This window comes from Chromobacterium sp. CCUG 76385, assembly GCF_059916625.1.
Map to the genome: position 1 here is coordinate 1 of NZ_JAUCGU010000049.1, position 21,276 is coordinate 21,276.

The following is a 21,276-nucleotide window of genomic DNA, read 5'->3' on the forward strand; positions in this document are numbered from 1 at the left end:
AGCAGATACAACCTGTGCATTGTTTGCAGGAAGCGGTGGGGAGAGGCTACCAACTTACAATTGGGACATAGCCTTTTGAATACCCCCATTGAAGCTTTCCACTTTGGCGTCATGATAGGCGACGTTCTGGACTTCCTTGAGTTTGCGGAAGAAAACCTCTCCAAACAGTACGAAGCTGAGCAAGAAACGCTTGCACGCAGAGATCTGAGCGGCCACCCCTCGGAATACAAAGATCATCTTGAGTTAACTCTGGAGCATCGCTTCAGGACCAGCCTTCCTCTTCGGCTGCGCTATGGCGCGTTGATCGGCTTCGTCACCACCGTGGAATGGGCAGCGCTTCGCTTGAACGAAGCAGCCAATACGCCTGCGCCCCCCAAAGCAAAAAAGGACAATGAGTCCGTTCACCTTCTACGTCACTTCACGTGCGAGGCGGGAATCGATGCAAAGCATATGCTGCAAAATTATGAGGCGCTGGTTTACGTGCGCAACTGCATCGCCCATAGCGCAGGACTCCACGCTACATACCAGCATAAGGAAAGTCTCTGCAATGAAATTAACCGCCTCTCGGGCATCTACTTCGGAAATTGGCATTTCCTCGGCGATCAGATCTGCATCGAGCGCGGAGCGTTAACGCCCTACATGCGCCAAATGGCAGACTTTCTGCCAAAATTGTATGCCGCCTTGCGCGCAAAGAGCATGCTCACACATTAAGTCGCATCGACTCGACTGGCACTGCAACACTTGGACGCTACACGACAACAAGGATCAGATATGCGCTCGCTATTGCTCTGTCTTTGCCTAATCGGCCTCTCCGGCTGCACCACCATGGCCGACAGGCTGCGCGGCTCGCTCACGCCCCCGCCTGGCCAGGCCTATGCCGTCGTTTCGCTGGCGGGCAGGGCCTTCAATCCCGATAGCGCCACCCTGGGCTTGACCGTCAGCAATGCCCAAGGCCGCGAAGCGGCGCAGGATATCGCCAGCCTGACCACAGACACGGTATTCGGCGAGGAAGGCATGTCGCCGGTGGAGGGCAAACTGGTGCTGCTTATCCTGCCGCCGGGCGACTATCGCCTGTCCAGCGTCTGGGCGCATTGGGTGGAGGATGGCGTCTTCGGCGCGGACATGAAGATCAAGCAGTTCAAACTGAACGCGTCTTTCCATCTGGAACCGAACGAAGCCGTTTATCTGGGCGAGGTGTGGGTGGACATGTCCTTCCTGCCGGAAGTGGCGCTGCGCGACGAGCGCAAGCGCGATTTCGGGCACATGCGCCGGGTATGGAAAGTCGAAGATCTCAGCGCCGTGCAGATACGGCCGCTGAGCCAGGCCCTGCCGGCGCGGCCCTGAGCCGGCTCAGGGCTTGTACCACAGGCGATAGAGATAGGTCGGCTTGATCGCCGATGCGGCGGCCGGCGCCGGCTCCAGCACCTGATAGGCCGGCTGCCGCGTGTCGCGCGGCAAGGGGTCCACGTAGGGCGGGCCGTCGAGTTTGCGCAAGGCCGCCACGCGCGGTTGGTTGGTCTTGTCGCCGCGATGCGTCACCACCGCCACCTCATTGCTGGCCAGCCGGACGAAGCTGCCCGGCGGATACACCCCCAGCTCCTTCACCAGCAGCGAAACGTGCTGCGACGGAAACAGGCCCAGCTCCCCGCGGAACAGACTGCCCAGCACCTGCGCCGGCAGCGGCGGCTGCGGCTGGTGCACGCAGGCGCATACCAGATCAACCATCTGCAGCAATAAGGCGTCCGCCTCGATCTCGTCGCCAGCCAATCCCAGCGGATAGCCCTCGCCGTCCTGCCGTTCGTGATGCTGCACCACCAGCCTGTGCCAATGCTCGTCCTCCACGCCGGCCTCCCGCAGCAGGGCCGAGGCCAGCACGGGATGGGCGAACATCGCCTCCTGCTGCGGCAGATCCAGCGCCTCTTTCTGCGTCGCCAGCTGATTGAGCAAGCCGGTAATCGCCAGGTTCATGCTCAGCGCCGCGCCCAGCAAGGGTCTCAGCTCTTCGTCGGACAGGCCCAGCCGCTGCCCCAGCACCGCCAGGATGGCCGCGACGTGCACGCTATGCGCGCTGCCTATGTCCTGAAACGGCAGCAGAAAAACGCTGGCCAACACGCCGTCGGGGTGGCGCCGGCTCAACGCGATGAGATTGTCCGCCATGTCCATGAGGCTGGCCGATAGATCCCGCACCGCCAGCCCGTGCAACAGCACACCTTCAGCCCGACGTTGAAGAAAAGCCATTTCCTGCAGCGGATTGGCGCTGCTGCGCAGTTGCTGGGCTTCCTTTTCCCGCTGCGCGGCGCGCTCCAGCCGTTCCCGCTCCAGTCGGGCGGCCACCTCCTCGCTGTCGCCATGCCCCATCCGGCCCAGCCGGTCGCGCTGGGCATCCGTCAAAACGTAATGGCCTTTCTTCAACAACAACACGCCATTCTTGGCGTAGATATCCACCGGCACTTGTTGGCCTTGACGCACGAAGTTGCGCGGCAGTTTTACCTTTGGCGACGAATCCGTCATATTTCACTTGCTTTGGTTACGCCGGAACGGCTCCAGCTTGCTTGTCCTGCACAGGCGCAGCCTGGCCCGATGGTTGCCAGGAAAAATCTCGATAGAAGGTGTCGTAAGCTGGTCTTAAAGCCAGCACTAGCATTTTATGCAGTTTTTACCCGATTCATGCAAGCCACCTCAACACAGGAGCGCATTCATGACCCAGCACCATGCCACCCTCAATCGCAGGCACTTCCTCACGGGCGCCGGCAGCCTCGGCTTCGCCCTGGCAGTGCAGCCGGTAGCGGCCAGCGCCATTCTGACTGACAGCCACTCGCTTCAAACCGGCATCCCCGCCATCGACACCGGCAGCGGCGCCATGCCCGGCTACTACGCCAAGCCGGAAAACGCCGCAGGCCCCTTGCCGCTGGTCATCGTGATTCAGGAAATATTCGGCGTGCACGCCCATATCCAGGACCTATGCCGCCGCCTGGCCAAACAAGGCTACTTCGCCGTCGCGCCGGAACTCTACTTCCGCCACGGCAATCCGGCCGAGCTTGCCGATATCGACACCTTGATGCGCGATGTGGTCAGCAAAGTGCCGGACAGCGAGGTGCAGAACGATCTGGACGCCACCTGGCGCTGGGCCGGCGCCCAAGGCGCCGACCTGCGGCGCGCGGCGGCGACCGGCTTCTGCTGGGGCGGACGCCAAACCTGGCTGTATGCAGCGCACAACCGCCAACTCAAGGCCGCCGCCGCCTGGTATGGCAAGCTGGAAGGCCCAGTCACGGCCAATACGCCGCGCCATCCATTGGATATAGCGGCGCAGCTGGAGGTGCCGGTGCTCGGCTTGTATGGCGGACAGGACCAGAGCATTCCGCAGGCCTCGGTGGAAAAGATGCAAACGGCGCTGAAGCAAGCCGGCAAGGACAGCGAGATCGTGGTCTATCCCGATGCCGGGCATGGCTTCAACGCCGACTACCGCCCCAGCTATCACGCCCGGGACGCCGCGGATGGCTGGCGCAAGATGCTGGACTGGTTCGCCCGACACGGCGCGCGCTGAACAGCGGTCAGCGTCCGCCGACCATGGTGCGCATTTCCAGCCGGTTGCGCACCACCTGGTTCAGCAGCTGCATCCACTGCGGATGGAATTGACGCTCGGAGGCGTTCAGCTCGGCCACGCCGCGCAAAATGGAGCGGCGCGGCCCCTGCTGCGCATGCTTCAGCGTGACCGACTCAAAGGCATCCACCAGCGCCAGCAAGCAAGCGCCATCGCAGATTTCCTCGCCCTTCAACCCATCCGGGTAGCCGCTGCCGTCCTGCGACTCATGATGCTGCAGCACCATTTGGGCGGCCTCCTCCCATCCCGGCATGCGCGCCAGCAAGCCGCCCGCCCAGCCTGGGTGCGACGCCATCTGCCGCCGGTCGTCCAGACTCAGCCGGCCCGCTTTCAGCCAAAGCGACTCCGGCAACAGCAGCATGCCGATATCGTGCATGTAAACGGCGGCGGCCACTTGCTCCATGCTCAACGGCTTTTCCGCCAGCCGGTTGATTTCCAGCGCCAGCGTCAGGTTGCGCTCGGTGCGCCCGGCGAATTCCGGCACCCGCTGCTCAAACTGCATCGCCAATGAACGGAAGAACTGCAAATCCGCAAACAGATGGCCGCCCAAACCGCTGGCCACCGCGCCGGGAGTCGGCATAGGCGGCGCCGCCGGCCCCATCATGCGCGCCACCAGCTTGGCGCAGGCCTGCGGCAGCTCCGCCGCGCTGGCCTCGGCCAGTTTATCCAACGAAGGCAGTAGCGATCTGAGCAGGCTGTCGTCTGGCAACAGTCCATTGGCCATATCGTCCAGCAGCATCACCACTCTGTCGGTTACCAGCAACAGCACATCGCCGACTGCATCCTGATAATGCAGTTCATTCTGCCGGATACGGTCCAGCAGGGTTTCCAGCGCATGGACGTAAGGCTCGACAAAGTGCACCTGGCACAAGCTGGCATCACCCTTGATGCTGTGCAAAATGCGGAACAACTGGGCAACTTTTTCCGTATCGCGGCTGCCATCGCCCAGCTGGCAAACCAGCTGCTCCAATTGCGGCGCGTAATCGGACACCGCGTCGCGGAAATCCTGAAACGCGATGGGATCGATAATCTCCGGCACTTCCGGCTGCATGGCCATAAGTTCTTTCTCCGACACTCCTCACCTATGCAGTATATGCAACTGGCGTCGCCACGCATGATCTACCTGATTCAAACATTGCGGTTGTCGCAAACATACAGGAAATGTAAATGTCCTGATCAATGGTATTTAAAGATTCGTAAAAACAGACGGCCGCTGCAGAAAACGCTTGCCATGGACGAAAACTAGAGGCACTATGCCTCCCGCAGGATGCTCAAGTTGTGGATGTGTAGTTGTCGTAGTGGCATAGGCCGTACCTCAGTCGCCATTTCCCTTGATCTTCGTGCCTTTTTATTCAACTGCTCGTTTTGAGGAATTAACAAAATGGCAACCGGTACCGTTAAGTGGTTCAACGACTCCAAAGGTTTTGGCTTTATCACCCCGGATGAAGGCGGCGACGACGTTTTCGCTCACTTCTCCCAAATCAACGCGAAGGGCTTCCGCACTCTGGCTGAAAACCAGCGCGTGAGCTTCGACATCGTCGATGGCCCGAAGGGCAAGCAAGCCTCCAACATCCAGCCGGTGTAATCTCCTTAGCGAGATCATCGACCAGATGAGAAAACCCGGATTCGTCCGGGTTTTTTGCATTTTCAGCCCCCGCCACCGGAGCCATCCATGTCCGACAACCACGAAACCGTGATCGCCGCCACCCGCGACTGGGTGGAAAAAGCCGTGATCGGCCTCAACCTGTGCCCCTTCGCCAAATCGGTGTATGTCAAAAACCAGGTGCGCATCCAGGTCAGCGAAGCAAGCGACGTCCGCCAACTGGCGGAAGAGCTGGCCGCCGAACTGAAGCTGCTGGCCGACACCGATCCGCAGGAAATCGACACCACGCTGCTGGTCCATCCCGGCGTGCTGCAACGCTTTCTCGATTTCAACGAATTCCTCGATATCGCCGACGCGATGGTGGCCGAGCTGAATCTGGAAGGCGAAATCCAAGTAGCCAGCTTTCATCCCAAATTCCAGTTTGAAGGCACCGGGATCAACGATATCGAAAACTATACCAACCGCTCGCCGTATCCGACGCTGCACTTGATCCGCGAAGCCAGCATAGACCGCGCGGTGGAAGCGTTTCCGGAGGCCGAAGCGATCTACGAGCGCAATATCGAGACCCTGCAAGCGCTGGGCCTGGCCGGCTGGAAAGCGCTGTTCTCATCCAAGCCAGAGGAAAAGTAGTCCCTAGGGGCTGTTGACGTTTGGTGAGTGGATCGCGTTTGCGCTACGCCAAACCCGCAGGGCCGGGCGCCTTTCGCGCCGACTCTTCGTTGTTCCGCGCTGGCAGAGAATAACTATGCGGCGCGCGAAACGCCTCGATTCGTCGCAAAACGCATCCCGGCGCGACCGCTCACAAAACGTCAACAGCCCCTAGCAATAAAAACGCAGCCTGCAGGCTGCGTTTTTTATATTTGCCGGCATGAAGCTCAATTTGGATAACGACCCTGCTTGTCGGCATAGAAGGCGCGAATCTTAGGCAGGTCCGCCTCGATATCGCCGCTAGGGGTGAACATCGGACCAAAGCCGCCTTCCTTGCGCCCGTAATCCAGATACGCCAGCGCGATCGGCACGCCAGCGCCTACCGCGATATGGTAAAAACCAGTCTTCCATTCCTTCACCGATTTGCGCGTGCCCTCAGGCGGAATCGCCAGCACCAGTTGCTCGCTGCGCTGGAACACCTCCACCATTTGCTGCACCAGCGAATTATTCTGATGCCGCATCACCGGCACGCCGCCCAACCAACGCATCACCGGCCCCATAGGCCCTTTGAACAGGGTGTGCTTGCCCATCCAGTAGATCTTGGCGCGGGAAGCGAAGCATAGCCCCAGGGTAATCGGGAAATCCCAATTGCTGGTGTGCGGCGCGCCTATCATCACGTACTTGTCCAGTCTGGGGAATTCGCCCTGCAGCTTCCACCCGCTCAGTTTGAGCAGCGCGATGGACAAGCAGCGGAACAAGTCGCGGATGATGGGGGTATCGAAAATGGTGAAATGCATGGCAACCCTGAGCAAAGGCGCCGCCCAGCGCGCTGGAAGACCGCGCGTCGCGCCGCCCCCAGCGCGGGAGCAGCCGCCTGACACGTGGAAAGGGCTGAATGTACTAGATGAAATATTTTCAGTAAAGCACGAACCCGCCTCGCGGGGGCGTCATTTTATCAAGGCCGCGCTCATACGCCGTCTCATCGAGTCGATTATTCAGAATCCTCAATAAATATCGATACAACAATTAACAATCGGTAACGTACTCACCGGAACTGTAGCCGCGCCAGCCTGCCCAAATGGTATAAGCGACACTAGCAAGGATCACCACATGAACACTTCCCTCTCTCGGACAAGAATGACGCTGGCCGCCAGCGCCCTGATCGCCATCAGCCTGCTGTCCGGCTGCGCCAATATGACCCACCGCCAGAAAAACACCGCCATTGGGGCGACTGCCGGGGCCGTGCTGGGTTCGGTTCTGACCGGCGGCGGCACCGTCGGCACCCTGGGCGGCGCGGCCATTGGCGGCGTCATCGGCCACCAGAGCCGCTGACCCGGTCAAAATCCCACGAGCCAGCGCCCGCTGGCTCTTTTGTTTTATTGCGGCCGCACATATCATCGGAATGAAATCCACACCGGGCCACATCATGAGCCAAACCATGAACTGGGAGAGCCTGCTCTCCACCCGCCGCTTCAAGCTCATCCAGGGCGAAGTCAAGGAAACCCATACGCCGGCCACCCAGGAAGGCGGCTCTGGCCTACGCACGGATTTCCACATCGATCACGACCGCGTAGTGTTCTCCAGCGCTTTCCGCCGTCTGGGCCGCAAAACCCAGGTCCACCCCCTTGCTCGGCACGACCATACCCACAATCGGCTGACCCACAGCGTAGAGGTGGCCAGCGTCGGCCGCAGCCTGGGCAACCGCGTGGGCGTGATGCTGGACCATGCCGGCCAGCTGCCGGCCGGCTACACGCCGCACGATATCGGCGCGGTAGTGCAAGTGGCCTGCCTGGCGCACGACATCGGCAACCCGCCGTTTGGCCACACCGGCGAAGACGCGCTGCGCGACTGGTTCCGCGCCGACCGCAACGCCCATTGGCTGCATGGACTCAGTCCGGCGGAAATCCGCGACGTGCAAACCTACGAAGGCAACGCCCACGGCCTGCGCATGCTGGCCTCCTTGGAAATGTACACCGGCGAAGGCGGCATGCGGCTCACTGCCGCCGCGCTGGGCACGCTGATCAAATACCCTTGGACTGCCGACGCGCAACCGGCCTATGAACGCGACAAGTTCAATATCTACCGCACCGAACTACCCTACTTCGAACGGGTGGCGGCGGAACTGGGCCTGCTGCGCCACAGCCCGCTGCAATGGAGCCGCCATCCGCTGTCCTATCTGATGGAAGCGGCAGACGACATCTGCTACGCCATTCTGGACCTGGAAGACGCCGTGGAAATCGGCATTCTGGATTTTCATGAGTTTGAAAAACTGTTCTCGGGATTCTCCGACCACGAACGCGTCTGGGGCATGCACGATATCAGCCAGAAATGCGGCACGCTGCGCGGCGTGGCGATAGGCCGCTGCGTGACCGAGGTGGCGGAAAAATTCATGCTGCACCAACGCTCCTTGATGCACGGAGAATTCCCGGCCAAAGACCTGATCAATCTGTGCGACCCGGCGGTGCAGGACGCGCTGTTGCAAGCCAAGGAACTGGCCAGCACCAAGGTCTACCGCCACCGTACCAAGCTGGTGACGGAACTGGCTTCCTATCCCTGCATCGCCACCATTCTCGATGCGCTGGTGCCGGCAGTGCACGCCTTTATCCGCCAGGACGGCAAGGGTCTGACCCCGCGCGAGCACTTGGCGATGGGGCTGCTGGACCGCCATATTCAAAGCAACGACAGCCTGTATCAGGGCTATATGAAGGTGCTGGACTTTGTCGGCGCCATGACCGACAACTACGCCGCCAATATGGCGCGCGAACTGTCCGGCGTCGGCATCCTGTAAACACACAGCGAAAGGCGACAATGCCCCTGCCCGTCACCCGCTTCTGCCTGGTTCGCCATGGCGAAACCGACTGGAACCGTGAATACCGGCTGCAAGGCCACACCGACATCCCGCTCAACGCCACCGGCCTGGCGCAAGCCGATCAACTGGCCCTAGCCTTCCGCGCCGCCTCGTCATTCCAGGCGCTATACGTCAGCGACCTCACGCGAACCCGCCAGACCGCGGCGCCGTTGCAAGCCAAGCTGCAGTTGGCCGCCCATTACACCCCGCAGCTGCGCGAGCGCCATATGGGCACGCTGCAGGGCCTGACCTACGCCGAAGCCGCAGAGCGCATTCCCCATGTCTACCAGCGCCATCAGACGCGCGATCCGGACTACGATCTGGAAGGCGGAGAAAGCCTGCGCCTCTTCAGCGCGCGCATACTGGAAAGCCTGGCCGACATCGCCAGCCGACATCCTGGCCAGGAGGTGCTGATCGTCACCCATGGCGGCGTGCTGGACATCATCTACCGCGCCGCCACCGCCAAACCGCTGGCCGACAAGCGCGACTTCCCCATCCCCAATGCCGCATTGAATTGGCTGGACTACGGCAGCGGCGGCTGGGACTTGCGGCGCTGGGCGGACGAATCGCACCTGAGCGGCGCGCTGGACGAAATTCAGTAAGAAACACGATCCGCTCGCGACAAACGGACAAGAGGCGGGTCCGCGCCCGGCCTGACATACACGCCAAAGGAACGATGCCATGACCATTCACAAGACCGACGCCGAATGGCGCGCCCAACTGACCCCGGAACAGTATCGCGTCGCCCGCGAGGCCGGCACCGAACGGCCTTTCAGCGGCGAGCACTACTTCCACAATAAACACGGCGACTACTTCTGCGTCTGCTGCGGCACCCTGCTGTTCCACAGCGATGCCAAGTTCGACGCCGGCTGCGGCTGGCCCAGTTTCTACGCCGAAGCCGCCGGCGCCAACATACGCCGCATCACCGACACCTCGCACGGCATGGTCCGCGTGGAAGTCCGCTGTTCCCATTGCGACGCCCATCTGGGCCACGTTTTCCCGGATGGCCCGGAACCTACCGGCGAACGTTATTGCATCAATTCCATATGCATGACGTTCAAGGAAACCAAGTAATCGTGTAGGGGATCGTGATTGTTGAAAAATTTTTCCATAGAAAGGGCTTTGTTGCATAACTAATTTTTGTGCCACTGTGTAGCAAGAAAGTCAGAGAAAATTGCTAACACAGGTGTGAAATTTTCAACCACAAATCTTTCACATTTTGGCATGATTTTTAATTGTGCAACAAAGCTGCTTGCATGCAAATGAACGCGCCTGCCGGGGTGCTGTCCAGCCTTGCTCCGAGCGCTGCAGGCGCATGAAAGACAGAGCCTGATGACTACGTTGCGGCTGATCCTGGGCGACCAACTCAATCCCTGCCATAGCTGGTTCGCATCGTCCGACCCCGACGTGGTGCATGTGATGATGGAGATCCGCCAGGAAACCGATTACGTGCGCCACCACGCGCAAAAAATCCTGACCATCTTCGCGGCGATGCGCGACTTCGCCGCTCAATTGAAAGCGCAAGGCCATCGCGTGCGCTATGTCGCCATAGCCGACGCCAGCAACCGCCAGTCGCTGACCGGCAACCTGGACGCGCTGATCGCCCATTACGGCGCGGTGCAGGTGGAATACCAAGCGCCGGATGAGTGGCGGCTGGCCCGACAACTGGCGGACTGGGCCAAGAACCTGCCCATTCCCTGCCGTATGGCGGACAGCGAGCACTTCTACACCGCGCGCGGCGAGGCGGCGGCGTTTTTCGGCGCGCGGCGGCAATGGCGGCAGGAGACGCTATATCGTCACCTGCGGCGCAAGCACGGCATTTTGATGGACGAAAACGGCGAGCCGGCTGGCGGGCGCTGGAATTTCGACGCGGACAACCGCCAGCGCTGGCCCGGCGAGCCGCCAGAGCCAATAGACCCGCGGCCGGCTCATGATCACAGCCGGCTGTGGCAAACCATTGTCGACTCCGGGGTGGACAGTTTCGGCCAGCCGCAGGCGGACGCGCTGCGCTGGCCGCTCAACCGCGCCGAGGCGCTGGCGCAGCTGCACGCCTTCATCGAATACGCGCTGCCGCATTTCGGCGCCTACCAGGACGCGATGAACGCGCGCGCGCGGCGGCTGTTCCATTCACTGCTGTCCTTCGCCCTGAATGTGAAAATGCTGAACCCGCGAGAGGCGGTGGACGCCGCCGTCGCCGCCTGGCGCTCGGGCCGCGCGCCGCTGGCCGCGGTAGAAGGCTTCGTGCGGCAGATACTGGGCTGGCGCGAGTACGTGCGCGGCGTGTACTGGGCCAAAATGCCCGCCTACCAGGACAACAACGCGCTGGATCACCAGCTGCCGCTGCCTCGCTGGTTCTGGGACGGCGACACCGGCATGCGCTGCCTCGCGCACGCCATCGGCCAATCGCTGCAAGACGCCTACGCCCACCACATCCAGCGGCTGATGGTGATAGGCAATTTCGGCCTGATCGCCGGCCTGTCGCCGCAAGCGCTGCACGAATGGTATCTGGGCGTCTACATCGACGCCTTCGAATGGGTGGAGCTGCCCAACACGCTGGGCATGAGCCAGTTCGCCGACGGCGGCCTGCTGGGCAGCAAGCCTTACGCCGGCAGCGCGGCTTATATCGGCCGCATGAGCGATTACTGCGCGGGTTGCCGCTACCAGCCCAAGCAGCGCGTCGGCGCAGACGCCTGCCCTTTCAATGCCTTGTACTGGGACTTTTTCCGGCGCCACCGCCCGCGGTTGGCCGCCAATCCGCGGCTGGCCTTGGTCTACCGCCAGCTCGACAAGCTGCCGGAGGCCGAACGCGCCGCCATCGCCGCGCGCGCCGCCGCGCTGCAAGCCAATCTCAACGCACTTTGAGAAAACCATGCGGCAAAGCGCTGTTCGCCTTTACTCTCCCGCCCTTGGCCGGCTGCAGCATCGCGCCGCCGTCCGGCATCGCCCGGCATTAGCTTTCCGCAAGTTGGCGACCAGGAGGGCGGGTACGAAATTGCCCGCCTGAATCGCCGCTTCCGACGCGGCCTGCCGGCGCAGCGCGACGCTGCCAATGGCTGCTGGGGTGGATGTCCACATCGGGCCGTCACGGCAGTACATGCGCTTGCCTCTCGGCGGCAATGTTTTTATCGTTCAAGCATGTCTTCGCATCCATCGTCATGGAGTGTCGCCATGGAATTGTTCGATACCTTGTCCGCCCAGATCCGCCATATGCGCCTACCGCTGTTCGCGGTCAGCCTCAGCGCGGTTCCCTTCCCCGATACCCCGCTGCTATTGATGCTGCATTGGCACGGTTTCCGCCAGTCCGAAACGGGCCATGCGCAAGCGGACAAAACGACCTTCCGGCAAGTGCCAGCCTCGGCCTTGCAGCTGACGCGCCGCTGGAACACGCTATCGTTGGTGGAGGAAGAGATTCTGGACGCGGCCTGGCAGCTGGGCGCGTGGAGCCTGTTGCGCGACGAGCGGCGCGGCTGCAATACCATGGGCGCGGCGGCGGCAGAGGAGCTGGCCTGCCGGCAGGCTTTTGGCGACTTGCCGCCGCTGGATGGTATGGAGAGCGTGGTGGCGGAGGCGCCCGACAGCCCGGAGCTGATGCGGCTGGCGGCTCGCCGCGGCTATGTTTCCTGGCAGTTTCGGCCGGTGCATGGCGGAGTGTGGCGCGAGCTAGCCGAAGACGACACCCTGGGCGCGGAAGGCCGCCGCCAGCCCCCCTGCCCGCTGGCGCCGCGCGCCTGCCGCGGCGGCAAGACGGCCCGAACCGAATACCGTTTCGGCCGCATCGAACGCATCATTCTTTAGCCGGATTTTTTCTGAAAAAAACCTCTTGAAAACTTTTTGGCCCGCCCTTACTTGGTCATTCGTCAGCCACCCAGGCTGCATTTGACCGGCAAGCGCGGGCCTTTGCGCGCCTGCGGCCAGCCGGTCTCACCTACCGTTTCCAATGATCTGAATCGCACAGGAGATTGATATGCAAATCCGTCCTCTGCACGACCGGATTATCGTCAAGCGGGTCGAAAAGGTCCGCCAGACTGCCTCCGGCATCGTCATCCCCGATAGCGCCGCGGAAAAACCCGAGCAAGGCGAAGTCCTCGCGGTCGGCCCCGGCAAACGGCTGCAGGACGGCACGCTGCTGCCGATGCAAGTCAAAGTCGGCGATCTGGTGCTGTTCGGCAAATACGGCGGCCAGACCGTCAAACTGGACGACCAGGAATACCTGGTGCTGCGCGAGGAAGACGTCTTCGGCGTGATCGAAGGCGCATCCGAGTCCGGCCGCAAGGCTGCCTGATTTCCCCCATTCATCACAGGAGTTAAACCATGGCTGCGAAAGAAGTCCGCTTCCACGACAACGCCCGTGAACGCATCGTCAACGGCGTCAATGTGCTGGCTAATGCGGTAAAAGTCACCTTAGGCCCCAAAGGCCGCAACGTGCTGCTGGCGCGCAGCTTCGGCGCGCCGCACATCACCAAGGACGGCGTGTCGGTCGCCAAGGAAATCGAACTGAAAGACCCGTTCGAAAACATGGGCGCGCAGATGGTGAAGGAAGTGGCGTCCAAGACCGCCGACGTGGCGGGCGACGGCACCACCACCGCCACCGTGCTGGCCCAGGCCATCGTGCAGGAGGGCATGAAGTACGTCGCCTCCGGCATGAACCCGATGGACCTGAAGCGCGGCATCGACAAGGCCGTCCACGCCGTGGTGAAAGAGCTGCAAACCCTGTCCAAGCCGGTGACCAACAGCAAAGAGACCGCCCAGGTGGCCGCGCTGTCGGCCAACTCCGACGAGGCCATCGGCAAGATCATCGCCGACGCCATGGACAAAGTAGGCAAGGAAGGCGTGATCACCGTCGAGGACGGCAAGTCGCTGGACAATGAGCTGGCCGTCGTCGAAGGCATGCAGTTCGACCGCGGCTACCTGTCGCCGTATTTCATCACCGATCCGGAAAAGCAGACCGCCGTGCTGGAAGACCCGCTGGTGCTGCTCTACGACAAGAAGATCAGCAATATCCGCGACCTGCTGCCGGTGCTGGAGCAAGTGGCCAAGGCCGGCAAGCCGCTGCTGATCGTCGCCGAAGACGTGGAAGGCGAAGCGCTGGCCACCCTGGTGGTGAACAGCATGCGCGGCATCCTGAAGGTGGCCGCGGTGAAGGCGCCGGGCTTCGGCGACCGCCGCAAGGCCATGCTGGAAGACATCGCCATCCTCACCGGCGGCACCGTCATCGCCGAGGAAACCGGCCTCACGCTGGAAAAAGCCGGCCTGGCCGAGCTGGGCAGCGCCAAGCGCGTGGAAATCGGCAAGGAAAACACCACCATCATCGACGGCGCCGGAGACAAGGCCAAGATCGACGCCCGCGTGCAGGCCATCCGCGCCCAGATCGACGCCGCCACCAGCGACTATGACCGCGAGAAGCTGCAGGAGCGCGTGGCCAAGCTGTCCGGCGGCGTGGCGGTGATCCGCATCGGCGCGGCCACCGAAGTGGAAATGAAAGAGAAGAAAGACCGCGTGGACGACGCCTTGCACGCCACCCGCGCCGCGGTGGAAGAAGGCATCGTGGCCGGCGGCGGCGTGGCCCTGCTGCGCGCCCGCGCCCACGTGGGCGAGTTGAAAGGCGACAACGCCGACCAGGACGCCGGCATCCAGATCGTGCTGCGCGCGCTGGAAGCGCCGCTGCGCGCCATCGCCGCCAATGCAGGCGACGAGCCGTCGGTCATCGTCAACAAGGTGCTGGAAGGCAAGGGCAGCCACGGCTACAACGCCGCCAGCGGCCAGTTCGGCGACCTGGTGGAAATGGGCGTGATCGACCCGACCAAGGTAACGCGCACCGCGCTGCAAAACGCCGCCTCCATCGCCAGCCTGATCCTGACCACCGACGCCACCGTGGCCGAAGCGGCGCAGGACAGCAAGGCCAAAGCCCCGGCGGAGCTGGATTACTGATCCGCCAGTCTGGTCCTCTTTCATCATTGGCCCGCGCCCAGGCGCGGGCTTTTTTTCGCCAGCAAAAAGTGGGCTATAAGGTAGACAACGGAATGCGGCAAGAATGGAAGTTCTTCTCGCTCGCGCAATCTCCTCAACGGCGCCATCCAGACGGAAGCGTTCACCATGCGTCGCGCAGCTCATGCCCTCTGGCCTCTACGGCTCTGCCTGATGTCGCTTTTAGCCAGCCCTGCGCTTGCGGCGGGGCCGGTCAAGAACTGGTTTCATGACCCGTTCTTTCAGGTGCGCAAGCAAGTGGCCAGCTGTCCGATGCCGCTTGGCCCATTCGGCACGGAAGAGGGCATGAAAGCGCAGGCGCATTCGCGGGTGGAGCGCGGCACCAGTTGCTGGCAGGCCGGACAGTGCAAGAAGCCCAATGCCTATCTGTACGATGCCGACATCGCCAAAGATCTGCAGCGCCGCTTTGCCAAGACCCGCCGCTTTGCCGATGCCAGCTTGTGGATCACGGTGCAACGGCGCTTTGTTTATGTGGAAGGCTGTACGCGCAACAAGCAGGCCGCCTCCGGCATTGACGCCTTTGTCAGGCAAACGCCGGATGTGCAGCTGGTGGTGACGAATACCATCATTGGAACAGGCAAACCGAACTATCCGGTGATGCCTGCGAAATAGCGCCCTCCCCTTTGCCTGCGGAATCCTCACCGCGCAGCCCAGCCGGCAGCCGCAAAAAAAGGCGCGAAGCTCGCGCCTTTTGCCTGCCATCAAACCGGATTACACCAGCACGGCATGCCGTCTGCGGGTGCGGCCGGAATGCAGATAACCGGCGATATAGTCCTGCGAAACTTCGCCGCAATAGCGGCCGGCCTCGTCCACCACCGGCATCCAGGTCAGGTTGTGCTCATACAGGCGCGACAGCACGACGCGCAGGTTCTCGCCCGCGCCGGCCGTCGCCTCGATCCGGTTGAGCTTGTCGCGGCAACTGCCGCCGCCGGCTTTGGCATCGCGCCGCCTGACGAAGCCCAGCGGCTCGCCCGCCCCGTCCACCACGGTCAGATGCATCAAGTCGCCATCGTCCATCATGCCGTAGGCAGCGGACAGCGGCGTGTCCAGCGTGGCCGTCAGCGTCTCCTGCAGATCGGCCACCTCGCCGGCCTGCACCAAGAGCAGGCGCTTCAAGATGCGGTCATGGCCGACGAAGCTGGCAACAAAGTCATCGGCCGGGCGCGCCAGCACCTCGTCAGCCCCGGCGCACTGCACCATCCGCCCCTGGCGGAACACGGCAACGCGGTCGCCCAGCTTGATCGCCTCGTCGATATCGTGGCTGACCAGCATCACCGTCTTGCCCAACTGGCGCTGCATCTGCAGGAATTCGTTCTGGATCTGCTCCCGGTTGATCGGATCCACCGCGCCAAACGGTTCGTCCATCAGCAGCACCGGCGCATCGGCCGCCAGCGCGCGGATCACGCCGATGCGCTGCTGCTGGCCGCCGGACATCTCGCGCGGGTAGCGCTGCAGGAAACGGTCCGGGTCCAGCGCCACCATGTGCATCAGCTCGCGGGCGCGCTCGCGGCAGCGTTTCTTGTCCCAACCCAGCATGCGCGGCACCACCATGATGTTTTCTTCAATGGTCATATTCGGGAACAGCCCGATCTGCTGGATCACGTAGCCGATATGCCGGCGCAGCGTCACGGTATCGATGCCGGCCGTATCCTCGCCGGCGATCAGCACCTTGCCGGAAGTCGGTTCGATCAGGCGGTTGATCATCTTCATGGTGGTGGTCTTGCCGCAGCCGGACGGGCCAAGCAGCACGCAGATTTCGCCTTCCGCCACCTTCAGGCTGACATTGTCCACGGCCTGCACCAGCTGGCCGTTCTTTTGGGTAAATTGCTTGCAGAGATTTTGCAGTTCTATCATCAGCGAATTCCTTTCGGTGTCAGCGCGCGCTGGGCGCGCAACAGCAGCCAATCCATGGCGATGGCCAGCAGGCTGACGGCGAGCGCGCCGGCGATCAGTTTGCGGATGTCGCTCTGGCTGATGCCGTGCAGGATCAGGGTGCCAAGGCCGCCGGCGCCGACGATGGCGGCAATCGCCATCACGCCGATATTCAGCACCACCGCGGTGCGGATACCGGCAAAAATCAGCGGCACCGCCAGCGGCAGCTCCACCCAGCGCAGCCGCTGCCAGAAGGTCAGGCCAATGCCGCGGCCCGCTTCGCGCACCCCGGGCTCCACCTGCGTCAGCGCGGTGTGGGTATTGCGCACAATGGGCAGCAGCGAATACAGAAAGGCGGCGGTAATGGCCGGCACCGCGCCGATGCCATGGCCGATCAGCGAGAACAGCGGGATCATCAGGCCGAACAACGCGATGGCGGGAATGGTCAACAGCAGAGTGGCGAGGCTCAGCACCGCGCCGGCCAGCGCGGGGAAACGCATGATCGCCACGCCCAGCGGCACGCCCATCAGCACAGCCAACCCAACGGCGATGCCCACCAGCGACAGGTGCTGCTGCGCCAGCGCGCCGATATACGGCAAATTGCCCAGGATATAGCGGCCGGCTTCCAGGACCGTCTCCATCATGCGCCCTCCTTCAGCAGCTGGTGGCTGCGCAGAAAATCGGCGGCTACGTCCTTGACCGGCCGGTGCCGGATATCCACCTCGGCGTTCATCGCCGACATCGTGTCGTTGTCCAGCACGGCGGCCAGCCGGTTCAACTCGTCCGCCAGCCCGGGATGGCGCTCCAGCATCTCCTTGCGCACCACGGGCACGGCGGCGTAAGGCGGGAAAAAGCTCAAGTCATCCTGCAACACCAGCAGGTCGAAACCGATGATGCGGCCATCGGTGGTGTAAACCAGGCCGGCATCGACAAAGCCATCGCGGATAGCGTTGTAAACCAGGCCGGCGTCCATCTGCCGGATCTGCGGCCGCGACAGCTGCATGCCGTACAGCTGCTGCAAGGGCTTCAGGCCGTCGGGGCGGCCGGCGAACTCCATGTCGAAGCCCAGCTGCCAGCGCGGATCGCTGCCGTTGCGCTGGTTGACCGCGCGCGCCAGATCGGACAGCGTGCGCACGCCTTCGGCTTCGGCGCGGCTGCGTTTCATCGCCAGCGCATAGGTATTGTTGAGCGCGGCCGGATTCAGCCAGACCAGCCCCTTGGCTTCGTCCAGCCGCTTGACGGTGGCGTAAGCCTCCTCATTGCTCATTTTTTGCTGAATGCCATGATGGACGATCAGCGCGGTGCCGGTGTACTCCCACACCAGGTCGAGCTGCCCATGCTCTTGCGCATTGCGCATGATCACGGAAGCCAAATCCTGTTTTTGGGTGATCTCGTAGCCCTTGCTGCGCAGATACTGCGCGGTCAGCTCGGACAACAGATGCTGCTCGGTGAAGTTCTTGCTGCCCAATACCAGGCCCGCCGCGGCCGGCGCGGAAAACAGGGTCAGAGCGGCGATGGCCAGGCCAATGCCGGCCAGCCCATTGCGCAGAGACGCAATCAATTTCATCAGGAATCCTCCATGCGGAGCCCGCCAAGGCGGGCCGTTGCCGACACGCCGCTCAGGCGATGCCGCGCGCGGCGGCCAGACGGCCGGCCGCGGCCACCAGCTGGTCCAGCGCCAGCGCGATCAGCGCGGTGCCGCCGGCGCCCAGCAACAAGGCGGTGTGGTTATTGAGGTAGATGCCGGGAAAGATCAGCTCGCCGTAACTGCTGGCGCCGATCAGGAAGGCCAGCGGCGCGGTGCCGACATTCAGCGCCAGCGCCACCCGCACGCCGGACAGGATGACCGGCAAGGCATTGGGCAATTCCACTTTCCACAGCCGCTGCCGCGGCGTCATGCCCAGCGCGTCGGCAGCCTCGAGCATGGCCGGCGGCAGGCCGGCCAGGCCGGCATAGGTGTTGCGCACGATGGGCAACAACGAGGCAAGGAACAAGGCGACGATGGCCGGCGCGTCGCCGATGCCCACCACCACCATGGCCAGCGCCAATACCGCCATCGGCGGCAGGGTGTTGCCGATATTGAAGACCTGCATCCAGGACTCCGCGCTGCGGCGCAAGCGCGGCCGGCTCAACAGAACGCCGCAGGGCAGGCCCACCGCCAGCACCAGCGCCATCGACACGCCAACCAGATAGAGATGCTGCCGGCCCAGATAGACCAGGTCTTCTCGATATTCCGCCCACACGGCCGGGCCAAGGCCGTAATACAACCCAGCCGCCGCCAGGGCGGCCAAGGTCAGCCAGATCATGCTGCGCTTGCCAAACGCTCTTTTGTGCATCTGCGTCCTCCTTGGCGGATAGCGACGGACAAACCCGTCTGCGATCCGCTGTAATGATCGCGACAACCAGAGAGCTGCCAGTAGATTTTCAAGACACCCGGCCAGGCCGGATATGGAATGCGTAAAACGCGGGAGCGGGCGCTTGCCCGACAATTGAGTGGCGCATGACGCGCCGGCGAATTTCCAAAGACTATAACACCTCACCATTAAACATGCAAATAATCTAATATTCAGAAACATCATTAGAATATTGATATTGAAGAATTGGCAAGGTGAAAACTGTAAATATTCATTCATTTGTACTTTTAAAAGCCGATTCCGCGCGGCAGGACAAAATAGCCTGGCTCATCCCCATCCAAGACGGCAGAACCGGATACAGCCCCGGCCAAAACCCGGCTAAGCACATGATTTTGCTGATGCCAATGCCCCACTCGGGACGACTAGCGCCTCGCAGCCGCAAGACTGCCGCGCCGCTACACCACCCCTCTCGCCAAAAGCATGAAAATCCATTTTTTCCTGGCTTTCCCTCTGGCTGAATATCGACCAAGCCCACCTCTGCAATTTTTCCCGAGAGTATGTGCGCTTCCGCACATACCCCGCCCGCATTCGCGCTTACGCTCATAGGGCATTGCAGGGCCGCACCCAACGTGTGTTGCCTTGCAGTCGCGTCCAAACCAACGGGAGAACGCCATGAACAAGGATCAGATCAAGGGAAAATTGAAGGAAATCGCCGGCAGCATCAAGGAAGCCACCGGCAAGGTCATTCACAACAAGAACCTCGAAGAAAAAGGCATCCAGGAGAAAAACCTGGGCGAAGCCCAGTCAGACATGGGCAAACTGAAAGATGAGCTTAAAAAATAGACTGCTTGCATAAGCCATCCTGCGGCTCGCCATGATGACGGCGGCAAATCAGACATCGACGGGCTGCGGTGGATTCTGGCTTGGCAAGGCGATGGCTTGCGGCGGGGCCGCCTCATCTCCGCGCCCGCAATCAGTGGAGGATGCGCCCATGGCAATCCGCAAGGCAACTCAGACTCGCAAACGGCAACCGCTGTGGCAGCGTATCAAGGCCCATCCACTGGCGCGGATCGGCCCGGGACTGATTACCGGCGTAGCGGACGACGATCCAAGCGGCATCGCCACTTATGCGCAGGCCGGCGCGCAATTCGGCCTGAATATGCTGTGGACCATGCCGCTGGCCTTTCCGCTGATGGCTGCGGTGCAATCGATGTGCGGCAATATGGGCCGCGTCACCGGCAAAGGACTGGCCGCCAACATCAAGGACGCCTTCTCGCCATTGGTGTTGCGGATATTGATCGTGCTGCTGCTGATCGCCAATATTCTGAACATCGCGGCGGACGTTGCCGCCATGGGAGAGGTGACGGAATTGATCTCCGGCCTGAACCGCCACCTGATGACCACGATTTTCGTCTTTGCCATCCTGTTGCAGCAGATGCTCATCCCCTACCATCGCTATGTGTTCTTTCTCAAGTGGCTGACCCTGACCTTGCTGGCCTACACCGCGGTTCTTTTCACCGTGCATGTGCCATGGTCAGAAGTCGCTCTGCGTACGGTCTGGCCTCGCTTCACGCCCAATGCCGATGCCGCCGCCGTGGTAGTAGGCGTATTGGGCACCACCATCAGCCCCTATCTGTTTTTCTGGCAGGCATCGGAAGAAGTCGAGGACATGCTGGCCATCAAGGGCAGCCGCGCGCTGATCTTGGACAAGCGCGTCGCGGCGTCGGAGTTGCGCCGCATACGCTGGGACACCTGGAGCGGCATGTTCTATTCCGACATCACTGCTTTCTTCATCATCCTGGCCACCGCGGTCACGCTGCATACCGCGGGCATCACCGACATCAACACCGCCGCGCAAGCCGCCAGCGCATTGCGGCCGCTGGCGGGCAATGCCGCCTACCTGTTGTTTGCCTTGGGCATTATTGGGGTCGGCCTGATCGGCGTGCCGGTGCTGGCCGGCGCGGGAGCGTATGCGGCATCGGAGGTGATGGGCTGGAAGGAAGGGTTGGAGCGCAAGGTGCGCGACGCTCGCGGATTTTACAGCGTCATCGCCGTCAGCATGCTGCTGGGGCTGGGCATCCAGTACTCGCCGATCAGCCCGATGAAGGCGCTGTTTTGGAGCGCCGTCATCAACGGCGTTGTCGCCGTGCCCTTGATGGTGGTGATCATCATATTGGTTTCCAGAAAATCGGTGATGGGGGCATACACCGCCAGCCGGTCTATGACCATTCTGGTCTGGATCGCAACGCTGGTGATGGGGGCCGCGGTGGTGCGCATGCTGATGCCGGGCTAGGGGCTGTTGACGTTTGGTGAGTGGATCGCGTTTGAGCCGATTTGGCCCGGAAGCAAGGCGCGCAGTCCGACG

The 21,276-nt window shown here is 62.2% G+C and carries 23 protein-coding genes; 16 read left to right on the forward strand and 7 right to left on the reverse strand.

The window, feature by feature from the left end:
- The coding region (locus QUG01_RS19185; protein WP_500831489.1) for a hypothetical protein at positions 1-711 on the forward strand (711 nt) is incomplete at its 5' end.
- A gap of 60 nt (positions 712-771) precedes the next feature.
- A complete protein-coding gene (locus tag QUG01_RS19190) occupies positions 772-1,344 on the forward strand; it encodes a hypothetical protein (RefSeq protein ID WP_500831490.1) in 573 nt (190 codons plus the stop codon).
- 6 nt (positions 1,345-1,350) lie between these two features.
- Here the strand turns inward: QUG01_RS19190 and QUG01_RS19195 are convergent, their stop codons facing one another.
- Positions 1,351-2,511 carry an HD-GYP domain-containing protein gene (locus QUG01_RS19195; protein WP_500831491.1) on the reverse strand — a complete coding sequence of 387 codons (1,161 nt, stop codon included), beginning with the start codon at positions 2,509-2,511 and terminating at the stop codon, positions 1,351-1,353.
- Positions 2,512-2,698: 187 nt separating this feature from the next.
- Between QUG01_RS19195 and QUG01_RS19200 the strand changes: the two genes are divergently transcribed.
- The gene (locus tag QUG01_RS19200; protein ID WP_500831492.1) at positions 2,699-3,544 is read left to right on the forward strand and encodes a dienelactone hydrolase family protein; all 846 of its coding nucleotides are present in this window, start codon (positions 2,699-2,701) and stop codon (positions 3,542-3,544) included.
- Between the two features lie 7 nt (positions 3,545-3,551).
- Here the strand turns inward: QUG01_RS19200 and QUG01_RS19205 are convergent, their stop codons facing one another.
- Entirely contained in the window at positions 3,552-4,658 is a 1,107-nt protein-coding gene (locus QUG01_RS19205; protein ID WP_500831493.1) for an HD-GYP domain-containing protein, read from the reverse strand.
- A gap of 324 nt (positions 4,659-4,982) precedes the next feature.
- Between QUG01_RS19205 and QUG01_RS19210 the strand changes: the two genes are divergently transcribed.
- Both QUG01_RS19210 and QUG01_RS19215 read left to right on the forward strand, forming a co-directional pair.
- The gene (locus QUG01_RS19210) at positions 4,983-5,186 is read left to right on the forward strand and encodes a cold-shock protein (RefSeq protein ID WP_043626664.1); all 204 of its coding nucleotides are present in this window, start codon (positions 4,983-4,985) and stop codon (positions 5,184-5,186) included.
- 87 nt (positions 5,187-5,273) lie between these two features.
- On the forward strand, positions 5,274-5,834 hold the full coding sequence (locus QUG01_RS19215) for a DUF1415 domain-containing protein (RefSeq protein ID WP_500831494.1): 561 nt from the start codon (positions 5,274-5,276) through the stop codon (positions 5,832-5,834).
- Positions 5,835-6,079: 245 nt separating this feature from the next.
- Here QUG01_RS19215 and QUG01_RS19220 read toward each other — a convergent pair whose 3' ends face one another.
- Positions 6,080-6,649: a lysophospholipid acyltransferase family protein gene (locus tag QUG01_RS19220; protein WP_500831495.1), complete on the reverse strand. Its 570-nt coding sequence runs from the start codon at positions 6,647-6,649 to the stop codon at positions 6,080-6,082.
- Positions 6,650-6,962: 313 nt separating this feature from the next.
- On the opposite strand from QUG01_RS19220, the gene QUG01_RS19225 reads away from it, so the two are divergent.
- From QUG01_RS19225 to QUG01_RS19265, 9 genes are all read left to right on the forward strand, one after another.
- Complete coding sequence (locus tag QUG01_RS19225; protein WP_500831496.1) at positions 6,963-7,184, forward strand: YMGG-like glycine zipper-containing protein; 222 nt, start codon at positions 6,963-6,965, stop codon at positions 7,182-7,184.
- A 94-nt stretch (positions 7,185-7,278) separates the two neighbouring features.
- Positions 7,279-8,640 carry a deoxyguanosinetriphosphate triphosphohydrolase gene (locus tag QUG01_RS19230; protein WP_500831497.1) on the forward strand — a complete coding sequence of 454 codons (1,362 nt, stop codon included), beginning with the start codon at positions 7,279-7,281 and terminating at the stop codon, positions 8,638-8,640.
- A gap of 20 nt (positions 8,641-8,660) precedes the next feature.
- On the forward strand, positions 8,661-9,302 hold the full coding sequence (locus QUG01_RS19235) for a histidine phosphatase family protein (RefSeq protein ID WP_500831498.1): 642 nt from the start codon (positions 8,661-8,663) through the stop codon (positions 9,300-9,302).
- 79 nt (positions 9,303-9,381) lie between these two features.
- The gene (msrB, locus tag QUG01_RS19240; protein ID WP_500831499.1) at positions 9,382-9,774 is read left to right on the forward strand and encodes a peptide-methionine (R)-S-oxide reductase MsrB; all 393 of its coding nucleotides are present in this window, start codon (positions 9,382-9,384) and stop codon (positions 9,772-9,774) included.
- A 258-nt stretch (positions 9,775-10,032) separates the two neighbouring features.
- A complete protein-coding gene (locus tag QUG01_RS19245) occupies positions 10,033-11,562 on the forward strand; it encodes a cryptochrome/photolyase family protein (RefSeq protein WP_500831500.1) in 1,530 nt (509 codons plus the stop codon).
- A 306-nt stretch (positions 11,563-11,868) separates the two neighbouring features.
- Positions 11,869-12,495 (forward strand): diguanylate cyclase, encoded by a 627-nt coding sequence (locus QUG01_RS19250; protein ID WP_500831501.1) that lies wholly within the window; start codon positions 11,869-11,871, stop codon positions 12,493-12,495.
- A 169-nt stretch (positions 12,496-12,664) separates the two neighbouring features.
- Entirely contained in the window at positions 12,665-12,982 is a 318-nt protein-coding gene (locus QUG01_RS19255) for a co-chaperone GroES (RefSeq protein WP_043621205.1), read from the forward strand.
- Positions 12,983-13,011: 29 nt separating this feature from the next.
- The gene (gene groL / locus QUG01_RS19260) at positions 13,012-14,628 is read left to right on the forward strand and encodes a chaperonin GroEL (RefSeq protein WP_500831502.1); all 1,617 of its coding nucleotides are present in this window, start codon (positions 13,012-13,014) and stop codon (positions 14,626-14,628) included.
- A gap of 210 nt (positions 14,629-14,838) precedes the next feature.
- Complete coding sequence (locus QUG01_RS19265; protein WP_500831503.1) at positions 14,839-15,297, forward strand: BON domain-containing protein; 459 nt, start codon at positions 14,839-14,841, stop codon at positions 15,295-15,297.
- A 99-nt stretch (positions 15,298-15,396) separates the two neighbouring features.
- Here QUG01_RS19265 and QUG01_RS19270 read toward each other — a convergent pair whose 3' ends face one another.
- From QUG01_RS19270 to QUG01_RS19285, 4 genes are read right to left on the reverse strand one after another with little or no spacing between them, the layout of a single operon-like run.
- Entirely contained in the window at positions 15,397-16,539 is a 1,143-nt protein-coding gene (locus tag QUG01_RS19270) for an osmoprotectant ABC transporter ATP-binding protein OsmV (RefSeq protein ID WP_500831504.1), read from the reverse strand.
- Entirely contained in the window at positions 16,539-17,198 is a 660-nt protein-coding gene (locus QUG01_RS19275) for an ABC transporter permease (protein WP_500831509.1), read from the reverse strand. Before QUG01_RS19275 ends, QUG01_RS19270 begins: the two co-directional genes overlap by 1 nt.
- Complete coding sequence (locus tag QUG01_RS19280; RefSeq protein ID WP_500831505.1) at positions 17,198-18,124, reverse strand: glycine betaine ABC transporter substrate-binding protein; 927 nt, start codon at positions 18,122-18,124, stop codon at positions 17,198-17,200. The genes QUG01_RS19275 and QUG01_RS19280 overlap by 1 nt, the downstream gene beginning before the upstream one ends.
- Positions 18,125-18,176: 52 nt before the next feature.
- The gene (locus QUG01_RS19285; RefSeq protein WP_500831506.1) at positions 18,177-18,893 is read right to left on the reverse strand and encodes an ABC transporter permease; all 717 of its coding nucleotides are present in this window, start codon (positions 18,891-18,893) and stop codon (positions 18,177-18,179) included.
- A gap of 690 nt (positions 18,894-19,583) precedes the next feature.
- Between QUG01_RS19285 and QUG01_RS19290 the strand changes: the two genes are divergently transcribed.
- Together QUG01_RS19290 and QUG01_RS19295 are read left to right on the forward strand one after the other, a co-directional pair.
- On the forward strand, positions 19,584-19,754 hold the full coding sequence (locus QUG01_RS19290) for a CsbD family protein (protein WP_500831507.1): 171 nt from the start codon (positions 19,584-19,586) through the stop codon (positions 19,752-19,754).
- A gap of 148 nt (positions 19,755-19,902) precedes the next feature.
- Entirely contained in the window at positions 19,903-21,204 is a 1,302-nt protein-coding gene (locus QUG01_RS19295) for an NRAMP family divalent metal transporter (protein ID WP_500831508.1), read from the forward strand.
- Positions 21,205-21,276: the final 72 nt, after the last annotated feature.